This is a genomic window from Streptomyces sp. NPDC043876, from assembly GCF_056435825.1.
This window is the reverse complement of the sequence record NZ_JBWKDV010000009.1, coordinates 298031-314761: the sequence shown is the minus strand read 5'-3', so window position 1 is coordinate 314761 and position 16731 is coordinate 298031. Positions and strand designations below refer to the sequence as shown.

Genomic DNA, 16731 nt, shown 5'->3' with positions numbered 1-16731 from the left:
GACGTGCGCGGTCCGCCTCAGAGGGCGTCGGCGCCGCGTTCACCGGTGCGGACCCGGACCACGGAGTCCACGGGGACGCTCCACACCTTGCCGTCACCGATCTTGCCGGTGCGGGCGGCCTCGACGACGACGTGCATGACGTCCTCGGCCGCGTCGTCCTCGACGACCACCTCGATGCGGATCTTGGGGACGAGGTCCACGGTGTACTCGGCGCCGCGGTAGACCTCGGTGTGCCCGCGCTGGCGGCCGTACCCGCTGGCCTCGGAGACGGTCAGGCCGTGGACTCCGAAGGTCTGGAGGGCCTCCTTGATCTCGTCGAGCCGGTGCGGCTTGACGATCGCGGTGATGAGCTTCATGCATCCACCTTCTTGCTGGCAGCGGCGACGGGGAGGGAGGGGGCGGGCCGCAGGGAGGCACCGCCGCCGGCTCCGCTGAAGTCGTAGGCGGTCTCGGCGTGCTCCGTCTGGTCGATGCCGGAGACCTCGTCGTCCTCGGTGACGCGCATGCCCATCGTCTTGTCGACGAGGAGGGCGAGGACCGCGGACGCGACGAGAGAGTACGCGAGGACCGCGAAGACGCCGACGGCCTGCTTGCCGAGCTGGGCGAGGCCGCCGCCGTAGAAGAGGCCGGCCGCGTCCGACTGCACTCCGCCGGTGGCGAAGAGGCCGACGAGGAGGGAGCCGAGGACGCCGCCGACCAGGTGGACGCCGACCACGTCGAGGGAGTCGTCGAAGTTGAAGCGGTACTTCAGGCCGACGGCCATGGCGCAGACGACACCGGCGATGACGCCGATGGCGATCGCACCGAGCGGGGAGCAGGAGCCGCCGGAGGGCGTGATGGCGACGAGTCCGGCGACCGCGCCGGAGGCGGCGCCGAGGGTGGTGAAGGAGCCGTGGCGCAGCTTCTCGTAGCCGAGCCAGGCGAGCATGGCGGCGGCGGTGGCGACCTGGGTGTTGACGAACATGACGGCGCCGACGCCGTCGTCGTTGCCGAGCCAGGATCCGGCGTTGAAGCCGAACCAGCCGAACCAGAGCAGGCCCGCGCCGAGCATCACGAGCGGCAGGCTGTGCGGGCGCATCGGGTCCTTCTTGAAGCCGACGCGCTTGCCGATGACGAGGATGACGCCGAGGGCCGCGGCGCCCGCGTTGATGTGGACGGCGGTGCCGCCCGCGAAGTCGATGACGCCGAGTTCGAAGAGCCAGCCACCGGCGCCCCAGACCCAGTGGGCGACGGGGAAGTAGACGATCGTGACCCACAGGGTGATGAACAGCGCCCAGGCGCTGAACTTGACCCGGTCGGCGAGCGCGCCGCTGATCAGGGCCGGGGTGATGATCGCGAACATCAGCTGGAAGACGGCGAAGACGTACACCGGGATGGTGTAGCCGTCCCACAGTTCGGTGATGCCGATGCCGCTGAGGCCGACGTAGTCGGAGGTCCAGCCGATCAGGGAGCCCTTGTCGGTGCCGAAGGCGACGCTGAAGCCGTAGAGGACCCAGAGGATCGTGACGATCCCGAGGCTGATGAAGCTCATCATCAGCATGTTGAGACTGCTCTTGACGCGGACCATGCCTCCGTAGAAGAAGGCGAGACCCGGGGTCATCAGCATGACCAGGGCGGAGCAGATGAGCATGAACCCGGTGTTCGCGGCAGACAGCGTCGGGGCGTCTGCCGCGAGGGTCGTGATGGCTGATGCCATCGGCGTCTCCTCGTCGTCGGTACGTTCGCGTGCGGGCGATCGTGAATACCTGGGCGGCGTCCATGGGGCCCGGCCTGGAGAGCGGGCCGGGCTGGCCGGTTATTGGCCCTGAGATTCGCGCAGGCCGGTTTCCGGCGGCGCCGCTGGGTGTTTCGCGCCGATGACGAAGAGGTCGTGCGTGTTACGCGTCCATGAACGAGTGGTTCTCCCGGACGCTCGGGAGGGCGGCCGCCAGGGCCTCAGACGGCCTCCGCGGACTCCGGGAGGCGGGCCGCGAGGTGGTCGGTGAGCCGGACGATGTCGGCGACGTGACCGTACTCACGGGCGGCGGTGTCGACGGTCTTGCGCAGCCGCGTGTTCACCCGTTCGGAGCGCACCTTTCGCGCCACGTCGAGGGCCTGGTCGACCAGGACGGCGGACTGCTCGGGCTCGCGCTGGAGCAGGTGGACCGTGGCCATGCCGATCAGGTTGAGGGCGTAGGAGCGCTGGTGTTCCTCGTCCTTGGAGAAGAGTTCGACGGCCCGCCGCATGACGGGTTCGGCGAGCGAGGCGTAGGTGGGGCTGCGGCCGGCGACGTAGGCGAGGTCGCGGAAGGAGTGGGCGTTCTCGCCGCTCAGCTCGGCCTCGGAAAAGAAGCGGATCCAGTCGGGCTCGCTCACGCCGTCGAGGGCGGCGTCGACGAAGGTGTCCTCGGCCATCCGCACGGCCCGCTTGCAGCGGCTGGGCTGGCCCATGTTGGCGTAGGCGCGGGCCTCCATCGCATACAGCATGGCCTGGGTGCGGGGACCCGCGCAGTCGCGGCTGCCGTACTGGGCGAGGTGGATGAGTTCCAGGGCGTCCTCGGGGCGGCCGAGGTGGATCATCTGGCGGCTCATGTTGGAGAGGATGTACGAGCCGAGCGGCTTGTCCCCGGCCTCCTTGGCGGCGTGCAGCGCCAGCACGAAGTACTTCTGGGCGGTGGGGTGGAGTCCGATGTCGTAACTCATCCAGCCCGCGAGTTCGGCGAGTTCCGCGGCGACCTTGAAGAGCCGGCGCATGACCGGGGCGGGGTGGCTCTCCTGGAGCAGGTCGGTGACCTCGTGGAGCTGGCCGACGACGGCCTTGCGGCGCAGGCCGCCGCCGCACTGGGCGTCCCACTGGCGGAACATGACGGTGGTCGCTTCGAGGAGGTCGAGCTCCGGTTCGGAGAGCCGGGGCGGCCGGTAGCCGCCGAGGGCACCGGGCCGGGAGCCCGCCCCTCCCGCCTCGCGCGATCCGGGGTCGGCGGCCGGGGCGGGGACGAGCCAGCGCTGCATGGGCTCGATGAGGGCGGGGCCGGCGGAGAGCGCGAGCGAGGTCCCGAGGAAGCCGCGGCGGGCGAGCATCAGGTCGCTGCGGGAGAACTCGCCGAGCAGCGTGACGGTCTGGTCGCCCGCCCAGGGCAGGTCCACGCCGGAGACGGAGGGGGTCTGGTGCGCGGCGCGCAGGCCGAGCTGCTCGATGGCGACGACGCTGCCGAAGCGTTCGGAGAACAGCTCGGAGAGGATGCGCGGGACGGGCTCGCGGGGCTGTTCGCCGTCGAGCCACCGGCGGACCCGGGAGGTGTCGGTGCTGATGTGGTGCGCGCCCATCTGGCGGGCCCGGCGGTTGACCTGCCGCGCGAGTTCGCCCTTCGACCAGCCGCTGCGGACGAACCACGAGGTCAGCTGCTCGTTGGGGCGGGGATCCTCGCCGCGGCCGCGGACGGCCGGTTCCGCGTCCGTTCCGCTTGCGTCACTGCCGCTCACTGGAACGCCCCCATCCGCTCAGCCTCTTCCTCCTGAAACCCTGGCGGGGCCCGGGTGGGCCACAAGGGACCTTCACAAGCCCTTCACACATTGCCTCCGGCATACCCACGGACGGGCGGCCATTGGGGTTTCGTGCACTGAAAGTAATCCTACGATCACCCCTGCCGCGAGGCGCTTTGCGCAATCGCCACCATTCGCCACCCCTTCGAATGAACTCGCCGTCGGCCGAGCGCGATTCACTTGACACGGAGCGACCCGGAGTCGGCGCAGCGGTGTGCGCCGGGGCGCGCGCGGCGAGGAGTGCGCCGGGCGCGGTCCGTGCCGCACGGTGGCGACCTGGTCGCCCCGACGTCGTAACCACCGGCGCGTCCGACCCGTTGGAGGGGGCATGGGCATGGGCATGGGCTTCACGATCGGCGGCAGCCGCGGCACCAGGGAGTTCCGGTCCGGCACCCGGCGCCGCGGGCGGACCTCCGAGTGCACGGCGGTGGCCGAGTACACCGGGCTGTGGGGCTGGGACGCGATCCCCGGCGCCCGCGCCGCCTCCCCCGGCGGGGACTGCTCCTGCGGCGACGCCCGGTGTACGGTCCCGGGCGCGCACCCGCTGGACTTCGGGGCGGCGGTCCCGGCGGGGGCCACGCTGGACGAGGTCACGCGGGCCTGGGGCCAGTTCCCGGGCGCCGCGGTGCTGCTGCCCGCGGGCCGGTCCTTCGACGTCATCGAGGTCTCCGCGCAGGCCGGCCGCCAGGCGCTGGTGCGCTTGGAGCGGATGGGGCTGCCGCTGGGTCCGGTGACCGCGACGCCCGACGGGCGGGCCCAGTTCTTCGTGGCCCCGGGGGCGGCGGCCGAGCTGCCGCAGCTGCTGTACCGGATGGGCTGGGACGACGCGGACCTCGATCTGCGGGCGCTGGGGCAGGGCGCCTTCGTCACGGCCCCGCCCTCCGACCGCGCCGGGCTCGGCCCGGTCGTGTGGCTGCGCCCGCCGACCCTGGACTCCGCGGGCCGCCCCCCGCAGGCCCGGCTGCTGCTGGGCACGCTGGCCTACATCTGCCACCGCTTCAGCCGCTGACGGCTCCGGTGCGGTCACCGACGGCTCGGGGCGCGCGCAAGGGCCCCCGCGCTGTCGCAGCGCGGGGGCCCTGGGGTGCGTACGGCCGGGCGGGAGGACCGGGGGTCAGTCGCCGATCAGGGCGTCGACGAAGGCCTCCGGCTCGAAGGGCGCCAGGTCGTCCGGGCCCTCCCCCAGGCCGATCAGCTTCACCGGGACGCCCAGCTCGCGCTGGACGGCGACCACGATGCCGCCCTTGGCGGTGCCGTCGAGCTTGGTCAGCACGATGCCGGTGATCTCCACGACCTCCGCGAAGACGCGGGCCTGGGTCAGGCCGTTCTGGCCGGTGGTGGCGTCCAGGACCAGCAGGACCTCGTCCAGCGGCCCGTGCTTCTCCACGACCCGCTTGACCTTGCCCAGCTCGTCCATCAGACCGGTCTTGGTGTGCAGCCGGCCGGCGGTGTCGATCAGGACGACGTCCGCGCCTTCGGCGATGCCCTCCTTGACCGCGTCGTAGGCGATCGACGCCGGGTCGCCGCCCTCGGGGCCGCGGACGGTCCGCGCCCCGACCCGCTCGCCCCAGGTCTGGAGCTGGTCGGCGGCGGCGGCGCGGAAGGTGTCGGCCGCGCCGAGCACCACGCTGCGGCCGTCGGCCACCAGGACGCGGGCCAGCTTGCCGGTGGTGGTGGTCTTCCCGGTGCCGTTGACGCCGACGACCATGACGACGGCCGGGGTGTCCAGGCCGCTCTCGGTCTTGACCGCGCGGTCGAAGTCGGTGCCGAGCAGGGTGAGCAGCTCCTCCTTCAGGAGGGCGCGCAGGTCGGCCGGGGTGCGGGTGCCGAGGACCTTGACCCGCTCGCGGAGCCGGTCCACCAGGTCCTGCGTGGAGGCGACACCGACGTCGGCGATGAGGAGGGTCTCCTCGATCTCCTCCCAGGTGTCCTCGTCGAGGTGTTCGCGGGAGAGGAGCGTCAGCAGCCCCTTGCCCAGCGAGTTCTGTGAGCGGGCGAGTCGGGCGCGCAGCCGGACGAGGCGTCCGGCGGTGGGCTCGGGGACGTCCAGCGCGGGCGCCTCGGGCGCCGCGACGACGGGGTCCTCGACGGCGACCGGCGAGTCGGTGGCGGCCTCCGCGTCGGGGAGCGCGACCTCCTCGATCGTGCGGCGCGGCTCGTCGACCGTGGGTGCGGCGTCGTCCCCGACCTGCGGCTCGGCGGGCGGGACGGTGATGGTCGGCGTGCTCGGCGGTGCCGTGGGGGGCAGCTGCTTCTTCTTGCGGCTGCTGACCACGAGCCCGCTGATCGCGCCGACCGCGACCAGGGCGATGACTACAGCAAGGATGAGGATGTCCATAACCCACCCAGTATCGGTCACGCGCGGCCCGGACCCCGGACCCCGGCGGCCGAGCCGGGGGCGCGAGCCGCCGTCCGGACCGTCCCGCGTGCTCCCGCGCACCGGATCCCTGTCCAACTGACGCCGCGTCAGCTAGCGTCCCCCTTCGCCCGGCCCGTCACCGCGAGCAGCAAGGCGAAGGGGGACCTCTTCATGCCCATCACCGTGGTCCGGTTCAACCTGATCGACCCGGACGGCACGCCCGAGACCCTCTCCGCCCGCTACCGGGCGGCGCTGGAGATGGCGCGGTACGCCGACGAGCACGGCGTGGACACGCTCCAGACCGAGGAGCACCACGGCACCGACAACAACTGGCTGCCCTCCCCCTTCGCCTTCGCGGGCGCGGTCTTCGGCGCCACCCGCCGGATCGCGGTCACCGTCTCCGCGATCATCGGGCCCCTGCACGATCCGCTGAAGGTCGCCGAGGACATCGCGGTCCTGGACCTGCTGAGCGGCGGCCGGCTGGTGACGGTCGCGGGCATCGGCTACCGGCCCGAGGAGTACGAGCAGCACGGCGTCGAGTGGGGCCGGCGCGGCCGGCTCCAGGACGAGCTGCTGGAGACCCTGCTCAAGGCGTGGACCGGCGAGCCCTTCACCTTCCGCGGCCGCACGGTGAAGGTCACCCCGCGCCCGTTCACCCGGCCGCACCCGCCGCTGCTGGTCGGCGGCAGCTCGCAGCCGGCGGCCCGCCGCGCGGCCCGGCTCGGCCTGCCGTTCTTCCCGAGCGCCCACCTGCCGGAGCTGGAGGCCTACTACCTCGCGCGGCTGGCGGAGTACGGCACGGAGGGGTTCTGCATGATGCCCGCGGCCGAGACCCCGCTGCTGAACATCGCCGAGGACCCGGACCGGGCGTGGGCGCTGTACGGGCACCACTTGCTGCACGAGGCGGGCATGTACGCCTCCTGGCAGTCCAAGGACATCCGCTCGGCGGTACGGTCCGGCGCGCGCACCGTCGAGGAGCTGCGCGCGGAGGGGGTGTACCGGATCCTGACCCCGGACGAGGCGGTGGCGTACGCCCGGGGCGCGGGCGGGGCGGGCAACCTCGTCCTGCACCCGCTCTGCGGCGGAATGCCGCCGCAGGAGGGGCGGCGCAGCCTGGAATTGCTCTGCGAACGGGTGCTGCCCCGGCTCAAGGACTGAGCCGGGGCAGCACCGCGGAGGAGAGGGGTGGTGGCGGGGGATGGTTACCCCATCTCCTCCAACGCCTTGCCCTTGGTCTCCGGCACCCATTTGAGGATGAAGGGGATCGAGAGCATGGCGAAGACCGCGTAGATCACGTACGCACCGGACAGGTTCCAGTCCGAGAGCGTCGGGAACGAGACCGTGATGACCCAGTTGGCGACCCACTGGGCGGCGGCGGCCACACCGAGGGCGGCCGCGCGGATCCGGCCCGGGAACATCTCGCCGAGCAGCACCCAGACCACCACGCCCCAGGAGAGGGCGAAGAAGAGGACGAAGAAGTTCGCGGCGATGAGGGCCACGAGCCCCTGGGCGTGCGGCAGGGCGATGTCGCCGCCGTCGGTGGACTTGTAGGAGAACGCCCACGCGGCGAGCGCGAGGGAGACCGTCATGCCGGCGGAGCCGATGAGGGCCAGCGGCTTGCGGCCGATCCGGTCCACGAACACCATCGCGATGACCGTACCGATGATGTTCACGACGGAGGTCTCGAAGGAGTACAGGAACGAGGAGCTGGGGTCGATGCCGACCGACTGCCACAGCGAGGAGCTGTAGTAGAAGATCACGTTGATGCCGACGAGCTGCTGGAAGACGGAGAGGCCGATGCCGATCCAGACGATCGGCAGGAAGCCGAAGCGTCCGCCGAGGAGGTCCCTGAAGGTGGACTTCTGCTCCGAATGGATGGCGTTGTCGATCTCGCGCACCCGGGCGTCGGCGTCGATGCCCTCGCCCTCGACCTCCCGCAGGACCGTCTTTGCCTTCTCCATGCGGCCGACCGAGACGAGGAAGCGGGGGGACTCCGGGATGGCGAAGGACAGCAGGCCGTAGAGCACGGCCGGGACCACCATCACGCCGAGCATCCACTGCCAGGCTTCCAGGCCGCCGATCTTGCCGCGCTGCTCTCCGTCGGCGAGGTTCAGGATGCCCCAGTTGACGAGCTGCGAGATGGCGATGCCGATCACGATCGCGGCCTGCTGGAAGGAGGCGAGCCTGCCGCGGTAGGCGGCCGGCGAGACCTCGGCGATGTAGGCCGGGCCGATGACCGAGGCCATGCCGATGCCGAAGCCGCCGATGACGCGCCACAGGGCGAGGTCCCAGAGGGCGAACGGGAGGGCGGAACCGATGGCGCTCGCGGTGAAGAGGACGGCGGCGATCTGCATGCAGCGGATGCGGCCGATCCGGTCGGCGATGCGGCCGGCGGTGGCCGCGCCGAAGGCGCAGCCGATGAGTGCGGCGGCGATCACCTGGGCGAGGGTTCCCGAACCGACGTCGAAGCGGTCGCGGATGGCCTCGACGGCGCCGTTGATGACGGAGCTGTCGTAGCCGAAGAGGAAGCCGCCCATCGCGGCGGCCGCGGTGATGAAGACGACGTGGCCGAGGTGGTCGGGCTGGGCCGCGCGTCCGCTGCCGGACGAGGCCGCCTGTGATGTGCTGCTGGTCAAGGTCTGCTCCTGCGTGCCCGGCTGCGGTGACGGGCTGATGTGGGGGTGATTCCTTCCAGTGGCGCACAGTTCAAGATCGGGCACCACCCGAAGGGAAGGGCAGCGGGAGCGAGCCTATGTGTTCATTTTGTGAAGTCAATAGTTTGTGATGACTTCACTCGATCGCACAGGTACGTCCATTCGACCCGAGCCGGGCAGCTGATGGGTTCACCTCTTGAACGAATGGGGTGGGTCGGGGCCTCAGCGGAGGCGCTGGCTGATGACCTTCGATACCCCGTCGCCCTGCATCGAAACGCCGTAGAGGGCGTCCGCGACCTCCATCGTCCGCTTCTGGTGCGTGATCACGATCAGCTGTGAACTCTCCTGCAGCTCCTCCATGATCCGGATCAGCCGCTGGAGGTTCGTGTCGTCCAGGGCCGCCTCGACCTCGTCCATCACGTAGAACGGGCTGGGCCGCGCCTTGAAGATGGAGACCAGCAGCGCCACGGCCGTCAGCGACCTCTCGCCGCCGGAGAGCAGCGATAGCCGCTTGACCTTCTTGCCCGGCGGGCGGGCCTCCACGTCCACGCCGGTGGTGAGCATGTTGTCGGGGTCGGTCAGGATCAGCCGGCCGTCGCCGCCGGGGAAGAGGCGGGCGAAGACCCCCTCGAACTCGCGGGCCGTGTCGTGGTAGGCCTCGGTGAAGACCTGCTCGACGCGCTGGTCCACCTCCTTCACGACCTGAAGGAGGTCCGCCCGGGTCTTGCGCAGGTCCTCCAGCTGCTCGCTCAGGAACGTGTGCCGCTCCTCCAGCGCCGCGAACTCCTCCAGCGCCAGCGGGTTGACCTTGCCGAGCTGCTGGTACGCGCGCTCGGCGGCCCGCAGCCGCTTCTCCTGCTCCGCCCGCACGAAGGGACCCGGCAGCGGGTCGCACTCCGCCTCCTGGCCGCTCCGGTCCGCTCCCTCGGCGGGCGGGCCCGGGGGAACCGGCTGGTCCGGGCCGTACTCGGCGACCAGCCCGGCCGCCGTCACCCCGAACTCCTCCAGCGCCTTGGTCTCCACCTGCTCGATGCGCAGCCGCTTCTCGGCGCCGAGCACCTCGCCGCGGTGGACGGAGTCGGTCAGCTTGTCCAGTTCGCCCTTGAGGTCGCGGCCGCGGGTACGGGCCTGCGCCAGCTCCCGCTCACGGACGCCCTTCGCGGACTCGGCGGCCGTGCGCTCGCGGTCCGCGCGGGACAGCGACACCTCGATGTGCGCCAGCAGCCGGCGGGCGCCGTCGCCCACCGCGGTGGCCACCCGGGCCTCGTGGCGCCGCCGGGCGGTGCGGCGCTCGCCCCTGGCCCGGGCCTCGCGCTCCGCCCTGGCCGCGCGGTCCAGGGCATCGGCCCGGCCGGCCAGGGCCTTGACCCGCTCCTCGTGGGTGCGCAGCTGGAGCCGGGCCTCCATTTCGGTCTGGCGGGCGTTCGCGCCGTCCGCCGCGAGCCGGTCGCGGGCCGAGGTGTCCGGCTCTTCCTCGCCGGGCATCTCCTCGACCACGGCGAGCCGCTCGGCGCACTCCTCCACGTCGGCCAGCGCCTGCTCCAGGGCGTCCTGGGCCTTGGCCGCGGCGGCGGCGCAGCGCTCGGCCTCGCCCGCCGCGCCCTTCGCCTGGCCGGACAGCCGGCCGAGCTGCTGGGCGACCCCAGCGCGCGCCCGTTCGCCCGCGCTGCGCCGCTCGGCCAGCTCCTCGACCAGGCGGGCGCACTCCCGGCGCCGGGCCTCGGCGGCCGCCCTGCCCGCGGCCAGCTCCCGGCAGCGGACCTCCAGGGCGGCCAGGTCGGCGTCCGCCTCGTCCACGGCGGCCCGCACCTCGATGAGGCTGGGCGCCCCGGCGGCCCCGCCCTGCGCGAGGTGCGCCCCGAGCACGTCACCGCCGACGGTCACCGCGACCAGCCCGGGCCACCGCGCCACCAACACCTCGGCCGCCCCCAGATCCGCCACGACCCGGTAGTCCCGCACGACCCACCCCACGGCCCGCACCACCCCGGCATCCCCCTCGACCACAGCCCCGACGGGCACGCCGTGCAGGTCGGGGTCGGGGTGGGCGTCGAGGTCGACGGCGTGGGCGACCGGGGCGGAACCCGCGTCCGGGGCGGGTCGGTCCGTGGCGGTGGACGCCTCCCGTGCGCCGGCGGCCCCCGGTTCGCCGGGGTACGCCCGCGCCGGGCCGGCCGGTGAGGGGACCTCGGCGGGCGGGATGGCGCCCTCCGGGCCGCTGGGGCCGGCCTCGGGACCCGGCGCAGCCACCGCCCCGGCATCGCCCTCGGCCCGTGGGGCCGGCGGCTGGGGCGGGAGGGAGCTCGGGGCGATGAGGAACGTGGCGCGGCCCGCGTCGGTGTCGCGCAGGTGGCGGATCGCGGCGGCGGCCGCCGCCGGGGTGGTCACGGCGAGGGCGTCGGCCGCCGCCCCCAGGGCCGCCGCCACCGCGACCTCGTACCCCGGAGCCACCGTCAGCCGCTGCGCCGCCGGACCGAGCAGCCCGGTCAGCCGGTCCCGCGCCGCCAGCAGCGCCGCGGTGCCGTCCTTGCGGCGCAGGCCCAGCGCCAGCGCCTCCCGCCGCGCCGACACCGCCGCGCGGGACCGTTCCGCCACCGCCAGCGCGTCCCGGGCCGCCGAGAGCGCCTCGTCCGCCGCCGTCAGTTCCGCCCGCGCGTGCTCGTGTTCCGCCGCTTCGGACTCTTCCGCATCCAGCGCCCCGACCTCCCGGACGAGGGCCTCGTACTCCTCCCGCGCGGTCACCGCACGGGATTCCGCTTCGTCCCGGGCGGCCACCAGCCGGTCGATCTCGGCCTGCGCCGCCCCGGCCCGGGAGCGGGCCGCGCCCAGGCGGCCCGTCAGCCGGGCGATGCCCTCGCGCCGGTCGGCGATGGCCCGCGCCGCGTCCCGCAGCCGCCGCTCCTCGCCCTCCAGCGCGCGTTCCAGTTCCGCCCGGTGGGCCGAGGTGTCCTCCAGCGCCCGGGTGGCCGCCTCCAGCGCGGCCTCCAGTTCCGCTTCCTGCTCGCGGATCCGGGCGGCCTCCTTCTCCAGGTCCTCGGGGTCCCGGCCGCGCCGCTCCTCCTCCACTGGCGCCGTCGCGCTGCGCACCCGCGCCTCGGCCAGCGAAGCCGTCCCGCGGACCCGTTCCGCCAGCTGCGACAGTTCGTACCAGGTCTGCTGCGCCCGCTGGAGCCGCGGCGCCAGCTCGCGCACGGACTCCTCCAGAGCGGCCTCCCGGCGCAGCGCGTCGGCCAGTTCCGCTTCGGCCGATTCCTTGCGCTCCTTGAGCGCCGACTCGTCCGCGATCTCCGCGTCGAGCGCCCCGCGCAGGGTGACGAGGTCGTCCGCGAGCAGCCGAAGCCGCGCGTCGCGCAGGTCGGCCTGGATGACGGCGGCCCGCCGGGCCACCGCGGCCTGCCGTCCCAGCGGTTTGAGCTGGCGCCGCAGCTCGTCGCCCAGATCCTGGACGCGGGCGAGGTTCGCCTGCATGGAGTCCAGCTTCCGCAGCGCCTTCTCCTTGCGCTTGCGGTGCTTCAGTACGCCCGCCGCTTCCTCGATGAAGGCGCGGCGGCCCATCGGATCGGCGTGCAGGACCGAGTCCAGCTGGCCCTGGCCGACGATGACGTGCATCTCGCGGCCGATCCCGGAGTCGGACAGCAGCTCCTGGATGTCCAGGAGGCGGCAGGTGTCCCCGTTGATCTGGTACTCGCTGCTGCCGCCCCGGAACATGATCCGGGTGATGGTGACCTCGGCGTAGTCGATGGGCAGCGCGCCGTCGGAGTTGTCGATGGTCAGGGAGACCTCGGCCCGGCCGAGCGGCGGACGGCCGGTGGTTCCCGCGAAGATGACGTCTTCCATCTTGCCGCCGCGCAGGGACTTGGCCCCCTGCTCCCCCATGACCCAGGAGAGCGCGTCCACCACATTGGACTTGCCGGAGCCGTTGGGCCCGACGACACAGGTGATGCCCGGCTCGAAGCGCAGGGTGGTGGCGGACGCGAACGATTTGAAACCGCGCAGGGTCAGGGCCTTGAGGTGCACGCCGCCGGACTCTACCTTTCACGTTCGGTTTCACCCATGAAGGTGCAGGGCACATCAGACGTTAAAGGAAACGGCCCCCCACCTGGCCCCATGGGAGAGCGGCGAACTCCGGGGCGCAGCGGCCTGGCGGAAAGAAAAGAAGGGACGCCGAAGCGTCCCTTGCAGATCAAGCGGTCCTGACAGCCGTATGGAGCGGGCTGTTCAGGTACAGCGACGAGATCGCGGAATCAGGTGAGCGCAGGCTCCGCCTGGGATACGTCGATGTCGATGCTGTCCAGCAGCGAGTCTCCGTGCTGAGCGGCGGCCGCGTTCAGAGCGTCATTCTCGGACTGGATTCGTCCGAGTTCGGACTCGAGGTCCTGGACGCGCTGCTGAAGCCGTCGCATCTCGGCGAGGAGTCGCGGGTCGGAACCGCCGACGTAACCGAGAAGCGCCTTTGCCATGATGGATGGTCCTCCACACTGAGTGACCGACCGAGAGCGGTGTGGGTCGTGAGGGAATCGCACCCGCGTTGTCCGGCAGTGGCTGTCAGTCACTGCGCTCAATACTGCCAACACTGCCAAACAGCTCAGGTGCGCGGGGCTTCCAGCGTCTCACCAAAAAGTTTGACGGTCAACACGATCACGCCCTGTATCGGCGGACAGCCCGGTCCCCGCACGGGGAGGAGAGATCGTCCTCTCCTCCGAGCGTTCCACGGATGACCACGCTCGGCAACGTATGCGCAGTTCCGGCGGTATGTAGATGTGACCACCCCCGCGATCACCGGATGGCGAACCCGTCGTAGCCGCCGCGCGGAATTCCCCAGATCTCGGTCACCCCGTCGACCCGCCCGGGCGTGTCGGCGGACCGGAGCCAGTCGAGCAGCCGGTGGCAATTCTCACGTTGACCTTCGGCGACGACCTGTACTCGGCCGTCGTCCAGGTTCAGCGCGAAGCCCACGAGGCCGCCGATCTCCAGCGCATTGGCCCTGGTGAACCAGCGGAAGCCCACTCCCTGTACCCGGCCGCGTACCCAGGCGGTCACCCGGACGTGTTCGTTCATGCGTGAACGCTAACCGGGCAGGCGAATTCCGGTCACCTCGCCCCCCGGGCCGCATGGACTACAGTCGCGCCTCAATACCTCACCCATTTGGGTGAGTAACGGTTGATCTTGGAAGGCAGAGCCGATGGGACGCCACCGACTCCCCGCGCCGGAGCGCGACGGCCGCGGCAAGCGCGGCGGCACCGCCGTGCGCACCGGCCTGCTGGGCGCCTGCGTGGCCGTGGTCCTCGGGACCGCGGCCGTGACCACCGGCCTGGTGCCGGTCGGCGGCAGCTTCCCCTACGTCGGCCAGAGCGCGGACACCAAGGACGAGGCCGGGGCGGCACCGCGCGGCGAGGACCGCGGCGCGGATGAGGCGAACGAGCAGAGCGGCCTGGCGAACCTTTCCGGCCGCTCGCCCGACGCCCCCTCACCGGCCGGCAGCCCGTCGGCCTCGCCGTCGCCTTCGCCGTCACCGTCGTCACCGTCGGCGTCCGCTTCGGCCTCGCCGACGCCGACCCCGTCGGCTTCCGCCTCCGCTTCCGCGTCGGCCCGGCCCTCCGCGGCGCCGTCGACCAGGGCTCCGAAGGCCCCCGTACCGGCGCCCAAACCGCCGAAGCCGGCCGATCCGCCGCCGGCCAAGCCCTCCGCTCCGGCCTCCGGCGGGGATTCCGCGGAGGAGTCCGCCGTCCTGGCCCTGGTCAACCTGGAGCGCGCCAAGGCGGGCTGCGGTCCGGTCCGCGCGAACCCGCCGCTGGCCTCGCTCGCCGACGCGTTCAGCAAGGACATGGCCGTGCGCGGCTTCTTCGACCACACCGATCCCGACGGGAGGACCCCCTGGGACCGGGCGTCCAACGCCGGGATCACCAGCCTCGGCGGCGAGAACATCGCCCGCGGCCAGGGCGACGCCGACTCGGTCATGAAGGCGTGGATGGAGAGCCCGGGCCACCGGGCCAACATCCTCAACTGCGAGTTCCGCACCCTCGGCGTCGGCGCGTACTTCGCCTCCGGTGGCCCCTGGTGGACCCAGGACTTCGGCTTCTAGCCAGCGCCGACGGGCCCGCGGAAAGGGGCTCGGGTCAGGCGGCGACGGCGGCGCGGCCCGCGAGGAAGACGCGGGTCGTGGTGGCGACGCGGCGGCCGAGGTGCTCGGCGGTCAGCAGGTCCGCCTTGTGCACGCCCTCGACGCCCTGGTCCGCGTTGCTCTGCGCGGCGGCGCCGTTGGAGAAGCCGAGCCGGTTCAGGTCGTTCTCGGAAGCGGTGCTCGCGTTCCAGCCGGGCTTCAGGCCCAGGCTGATCCAGTTCATGCCGTGCTGCGAGGCCAGCGTCTGGAAGTAGCCGAGGGTGCCGGCCTTGTCGCCGCTCTTGGACGCGGAGTTGGTGAAGCCCGCGGCGAGCTTGTCCCGCCAGGCGTCCGCGAACCAGCGCTTCGAGGTGGCCTCGGCGAAGACGTGGAAGGCGCCGGAGGCGGCGCCCATGTAGGTCGGGGATCCGAAGACGATCGCGTCGGAGGCGTCCAGGAGCGCCCACTGGGCGTCGTCGATCTCGTCGACCTTGATCAGGTGCACGGTGGCGCCCGCGTCGGCGGCGCCCGCCCGGACGGCCTCCGCGAGGACCGCGGTGTGGCCGAATCCGGAGTGGTAGGCGATCGAGACGACGGGGGTGGGGAGCGGAGCGGACACGGTGGATCTCCTCGGGAGCGGGGTGGCGCCGAGTGGTGCGCCGAGAGAAGGTAAGCACTAACTTTTGGATAGCGCAAGCTACGAGTTAGCGCTGTGCGGGAGTAGCCTGTCCTCATGGAGACTTCCGCCTGTACCGAAAGCACCGGAGCGGCCGAACTGCCGTTCGATGTCTTCGCGCGCAACTGCCCGTCCCGCGAGACGCTGGAACACGTCACCGGGCGGTGGGGCAGTCTGACGGTCGGCGCCCTCTACGACGGGGCGCGCCGCTTCAACGAACTGCGCCGCCGGGTCGACGGGGTGAGCGAGAAGATGCTCTCCCAGACGCTGCACGCGCTGGAGCGCGACGGCATCGTGCACCGCGAGGCGCAGCCGACGAACCCTCCGCGCGTCGATTACGAGCTGACGCCGCTGGGCCGGGAGATCGCCGAGCGGCTGCTGACACTGATCCACTTCGTCGAGGGCAGCATGACGCCGGTCCTGGCCGCCCGGGAGTCCTACGACGAGACGCGCGGCGGGCGCTGACAGCGCGGGCAGAAGTAGCTGGACCGGTTCATCCACGGGCGGCGCCGCATGGGCGTGCCGCAGCGCCGGCAGGGCTCGTCCTCGCGGCCGTAGGCGTCGAGCGAGCGGTCGAAGTAGCCCGACTCGCCGTTCACGTTGACGTAGAGGCTGTCGAAGCTGGTGCCGCCGACCGCCAGGGCCGCGTTCATCACGTCGCGGACGTGGCCGAGGAGTTCCCGGCTCCGCGGACCCGCGAGGGTGGTGGTGGGACGCTCGTAGTGCAGCTTGGCGCGCCACAGCGCCTCGTCCGCGTAGATGTTCCCGATGCCGCTGATCAGGGACTGGTCCAGCAGCGCCCGCTTGAGCGTGGTCCGCTTGGCGCGCAGGGCGGCGTGGTAGAGCGTCTCGTCGAAGCCGGGATCCAGGGGGTCGCGGGCGATGTGCGCGATGACGTCCGGGAGCCCTTCGGCGCTGCCGGGGACGGTCGGGTGCAGGGACAGCCCGCCGAAGGTCCGCTGGTCCACGAAGCGCAGCTCGGTCCCCGCGGAGTCGGCGAAGCGGACCCGGATGCGCAGGTGCTTCTCGTCGGGGGCCCCGGCGGGCTGCACCAGGAGCTGGCCGCTCATGCCGAGGTGGGCCAGTACGGACAGGTCCCGGTCGTCCAGGGGCAGCCACAGGTACTTGCCGCGGCGCTGGGGCGCGCCGATGGTCCGCCCCGCGAGGCGGGCCGCGAAATCGGGACCGCCGCCGGTGTGCCGGCGTACCGCGCGGGGGTGCAGCACCTCGACCGCCGCGACGGTCCGCCCGGCCACCCATCGCGCCAACCCGCGCCGCACGACTTCGACTTCGGGCAGCTCGGGCACGGTGTCTCCTTGGAGGGGCGGTCTGTCTCGACTCCCCCGAGCCTACCGCCGGGCCCCGCGCCACCGCGGCGGAGCCCCGGGGCGGCAGGCCCCCGGAGCCGTCGCCCGGAAACGGG

14 protein-coding genes are annotated in these 16731 nt (G+C 72.5%); 4 read left to right on the top strand and 10 right to left on the bottom strand.

Features of this window, described 5'->3' with window-relative positions; translation table 11 throughout:
* Positions 1-17 precede the first annotated feature (17 nt).
* From AC0693_RS27455 to nsdA, 3 genes are all read right to left on the bottom strand, one after another.
* The gene (locus AC0693_RS27455) at positions 18-356 is read right to left on the bottom strand and encodes a P-II family nitrogen regulator (protein WP_351040006.1); all 339 of its coding nucleotides are present in this window, start codon (positions 354-356) and stop codon (positions 18-20) included.
* Positions 353-1696: an ammonium transporter gene (locus tag AC0693_RS27450; protein ID WP_356407943.1), complete on the bottom strand. Its 1344-nt coding sequence runs from the start codon at positions 1694-1696 to the stop codon at positions 353-355. Before AC0693_RS27450 ends, AC0693_RS27455 begins: the two co-directional genes overlap by 4 nt.
* A 239-nt stretch (positions 1697-1935) precedes the next feature.
* Positions 1936-3462: a transcriptional repressor NsdA gene (gene nsdA / locus AC0693_RS27445; RefSeq protein WP_468464220.1), complete on the bottom strand. Its 1527-nt coding sequence runs from the start codon at positions 3460-3462 to the stop codon at positions 1936-1938.
* A gap of 400 nt (positions 3463-3862) precedes the next feature.
* Here nsdA and AC0693_RS27440 point away from each other — a divergent pair, with 400 nt between their 5' ends.
* Positions 3863-4531: a bifunctional DNA primase/polymerase gene (locus tag AC0693_RS27440; protein ID WP_356408015.1), complete on the top strand. Its 669-nt coding sequence runs from the start codon at positions 3863-3865 to the stop codon at positions 4529-4531.
* Between the two features lie 105 nt (positions 4532-4636).
* Here AC0693_RS27440 and ftsY read toward each other — a convergent pair whose 3' ends face one another.
* Complete coding sequence (ftsY, locus tag AC0693_RS27435) at positions 4637-5860, bottom strand: signal recognition particle-docking protein FtsY (protein ID WP_478803149.1); 1224 nt, start codon at positions 5858-5860, stop codon at positions 4637-4639.
* A gap of 192 nt (positions 5861-6052) precedes the next feature.
* Between ftsY and AC0693_RS27430 the strand changes: the two genes are divergently transcribed.
* Positions 6053-7039 (top strand): LLM class flavin-dependent oxidoreductase, encoded by a 987-nt coding sequence (locus tag AC0693_RS27430; protein WP_478803148.1) that lies wholly within the window; start codon positions 6053-6055, stop codon positions 7037-7039.
* Between the two features lie 44 nt (positions 7040-7083).
* On the opposite strand, the gene AC0693_RS27425 is transcribed toward AC0693_RS27430, so the two are convergent.
* From AC0693_RS27425 to AC0693_RS27410, 4 genes are all read right to left on the bottom strand, one after another.
* Positions 7084-8517, bottom strand: coding sequence for a sugar porter family MFS transporter (locus tag AC0693_RS27425; protein ID WP_469318307.1), 1434 nt, complete (start codon positions 8515-8517; stop codon positions 7084-7086).
* A gap of 240 nt (positions 8518-8757) precedes the next feature.
* Entirely contained in the window at positions 8758-12549 is a 3792-nt protein-coding gene (locus AC0693_RS27420; protein ID WP_478803147.1) for an AAA family ATPase, read from the bottom strand.
* A 227-nt stretch (positions 12550-12776) separates the two neighbouring features.
* On the bottom strand, positions 12777-12992 hold the full coding sequence (locus tag AC0693_RS27415; RefSeq protein WP_356407957.1) for a hypothetical protein: 216 nt from the start codon (positions 12990-12992) through the stop codon (positions 12777-12779).
* 316 nt (positions 12993-13308) lie between these two features.
* A complete protein-coding gene (locus AC0693_RS27410; protein WP_356407960.1) occupies positions 13309-13590 on the bottom strand; it encodes an acylphosphatase in 282 nt (93 codons plus the stop codon).
* 124 nt (positions 13591-13714) lie between these two features.
* Between AC0693_RS27410 and AC0693_RS27405 the strand changes: the two genes are divergently transcribed.
* Positions 13715-14614, top strand: a complete 900-nt coding sequence (locus AC0693_RS27405; RefSeq protein WP_478803146.1) for a CAP domain-containing protein — start codon at positions 13715-13717, stop codon at positions 14612-14614.
* 34 nt (positions 14615-14648) lie between these two features.
* Here AC0693_RS27405 and AC0693_RS27400 read toward each other — a convergent pair whose 3' ends face one another.
* Complete coding sequence (locus tag AC0693_RS27400; RefSeq protein WP_478803145.1) at positions 14649-15251, bottom strand: flavodoxin family protein; 603 nt, start codon at positions 15249-15251, stop codon at positions 14649-14651.
* 114 nt (positions 15252-15365) lie between these two features.
* Between AC0693_RS27400 and AC0693_RS27395 the strand changes: the two genes are divergently transcribed.
* Positions 15366-15773, top strand: coding sequence for a winged helix-turn-helix transcriptional regulator (locus tag AC0693_RS27395; protein ID WP_478803144.1), 408 nt, complete (start codon positions 15366-15368; stop codon positions 15771-15773).
* Here AC0693_RS27395 and mutM read toward each other — a convergent pair.
* Positions 15746-16615, bottom strand: coding sequence for a bifunctional DNA-formamidopyrimidine glycosylase/DNA-(apurinic or apyrimidinic site) lyase (gene mutM, locus AC0693_RS27390; protein ID WP_478803143.1), 870 nt, complete (start codon positions 16613-16615; stop codon positions 15746-15748). The two genes, AC0693_RS27395 and mutM, sit on opposite strands and share 28 nt — an antisense overlap.
* Between the last annotated feature and the right edge of the window lie 116 nt (positions 16616-16731).

What these genes read in the sequence shown, in the direction of transcription:
- AC0693_RS27450 (WP_356407943.1), bottom strand. Translation starts at nt 1,696, where the DNA reads ATGGCATCAGCCATCACGACCCTCGCGGCAGACGCCCCGACGCTGTCT.
- AC0693_RS27410 (WP_356407960.1), bottom strand. Translation starts at nt 13,590, where the DNA reads ATGAACGAACACGTCCGGGTGACCGCCTGGGTACGCGGCCGGGTACAG.
- AC0693_RS27455 (WP_351040006.1), bottom strand. Translation starts at nt 356, where the DNA reads ATGAAGCTCATCACCGCGATCGTCAAGCCGCACCGGCTCGACGAGATC.
- ftsY (WP_478803149.1), bottom strand. Translation starts at nt 5,860, where the DNA reads ATGGACATCCTCATCCTTGCTGTAGTCATCGCCCTGGTCGCGGTCGGC.
- AC0693_RS27430 (WP_478803148.1), top strand. Translation starts at nt 6,053, where the DNA reads ATGCCCATCACCGTGGTCCGGTTCAACCTGATCGACCCGGACGGCACG.
- AC0693_RS27440 (WP_356408015.1), top strand. Translation starts at nt 3,863, where the DNA reads ATGGGCTTCACGATCGGCGGCAGCCGCGGCACCAGGGAGTTCCGGTCC.
- AC0693_RS27415 (WP_356407957.1), bottom strand. Translation starts at nt 12,992, where the DNA reads ATGGCAAAGGCGCTTCTCGGTTACGTCGGCGGTTCCGACCCGCGACTC.
- AC0693_RS27395 (WP_478803144.1), top strand. Translation starts at nt 15,366, where the DNA reads ATGGAGACTTCCGCCTGTACCGAAAGCACCGGAGCGGCCGAACTGCCG.
- AC0693_RS27405 (WP_478803146.1), top strand. Translation starts at nt 13,715, where the DNA reads ATGGGACGCCACCGACTCCCCGCGCCGGAGCGCGACGGCCGCGGCAAG.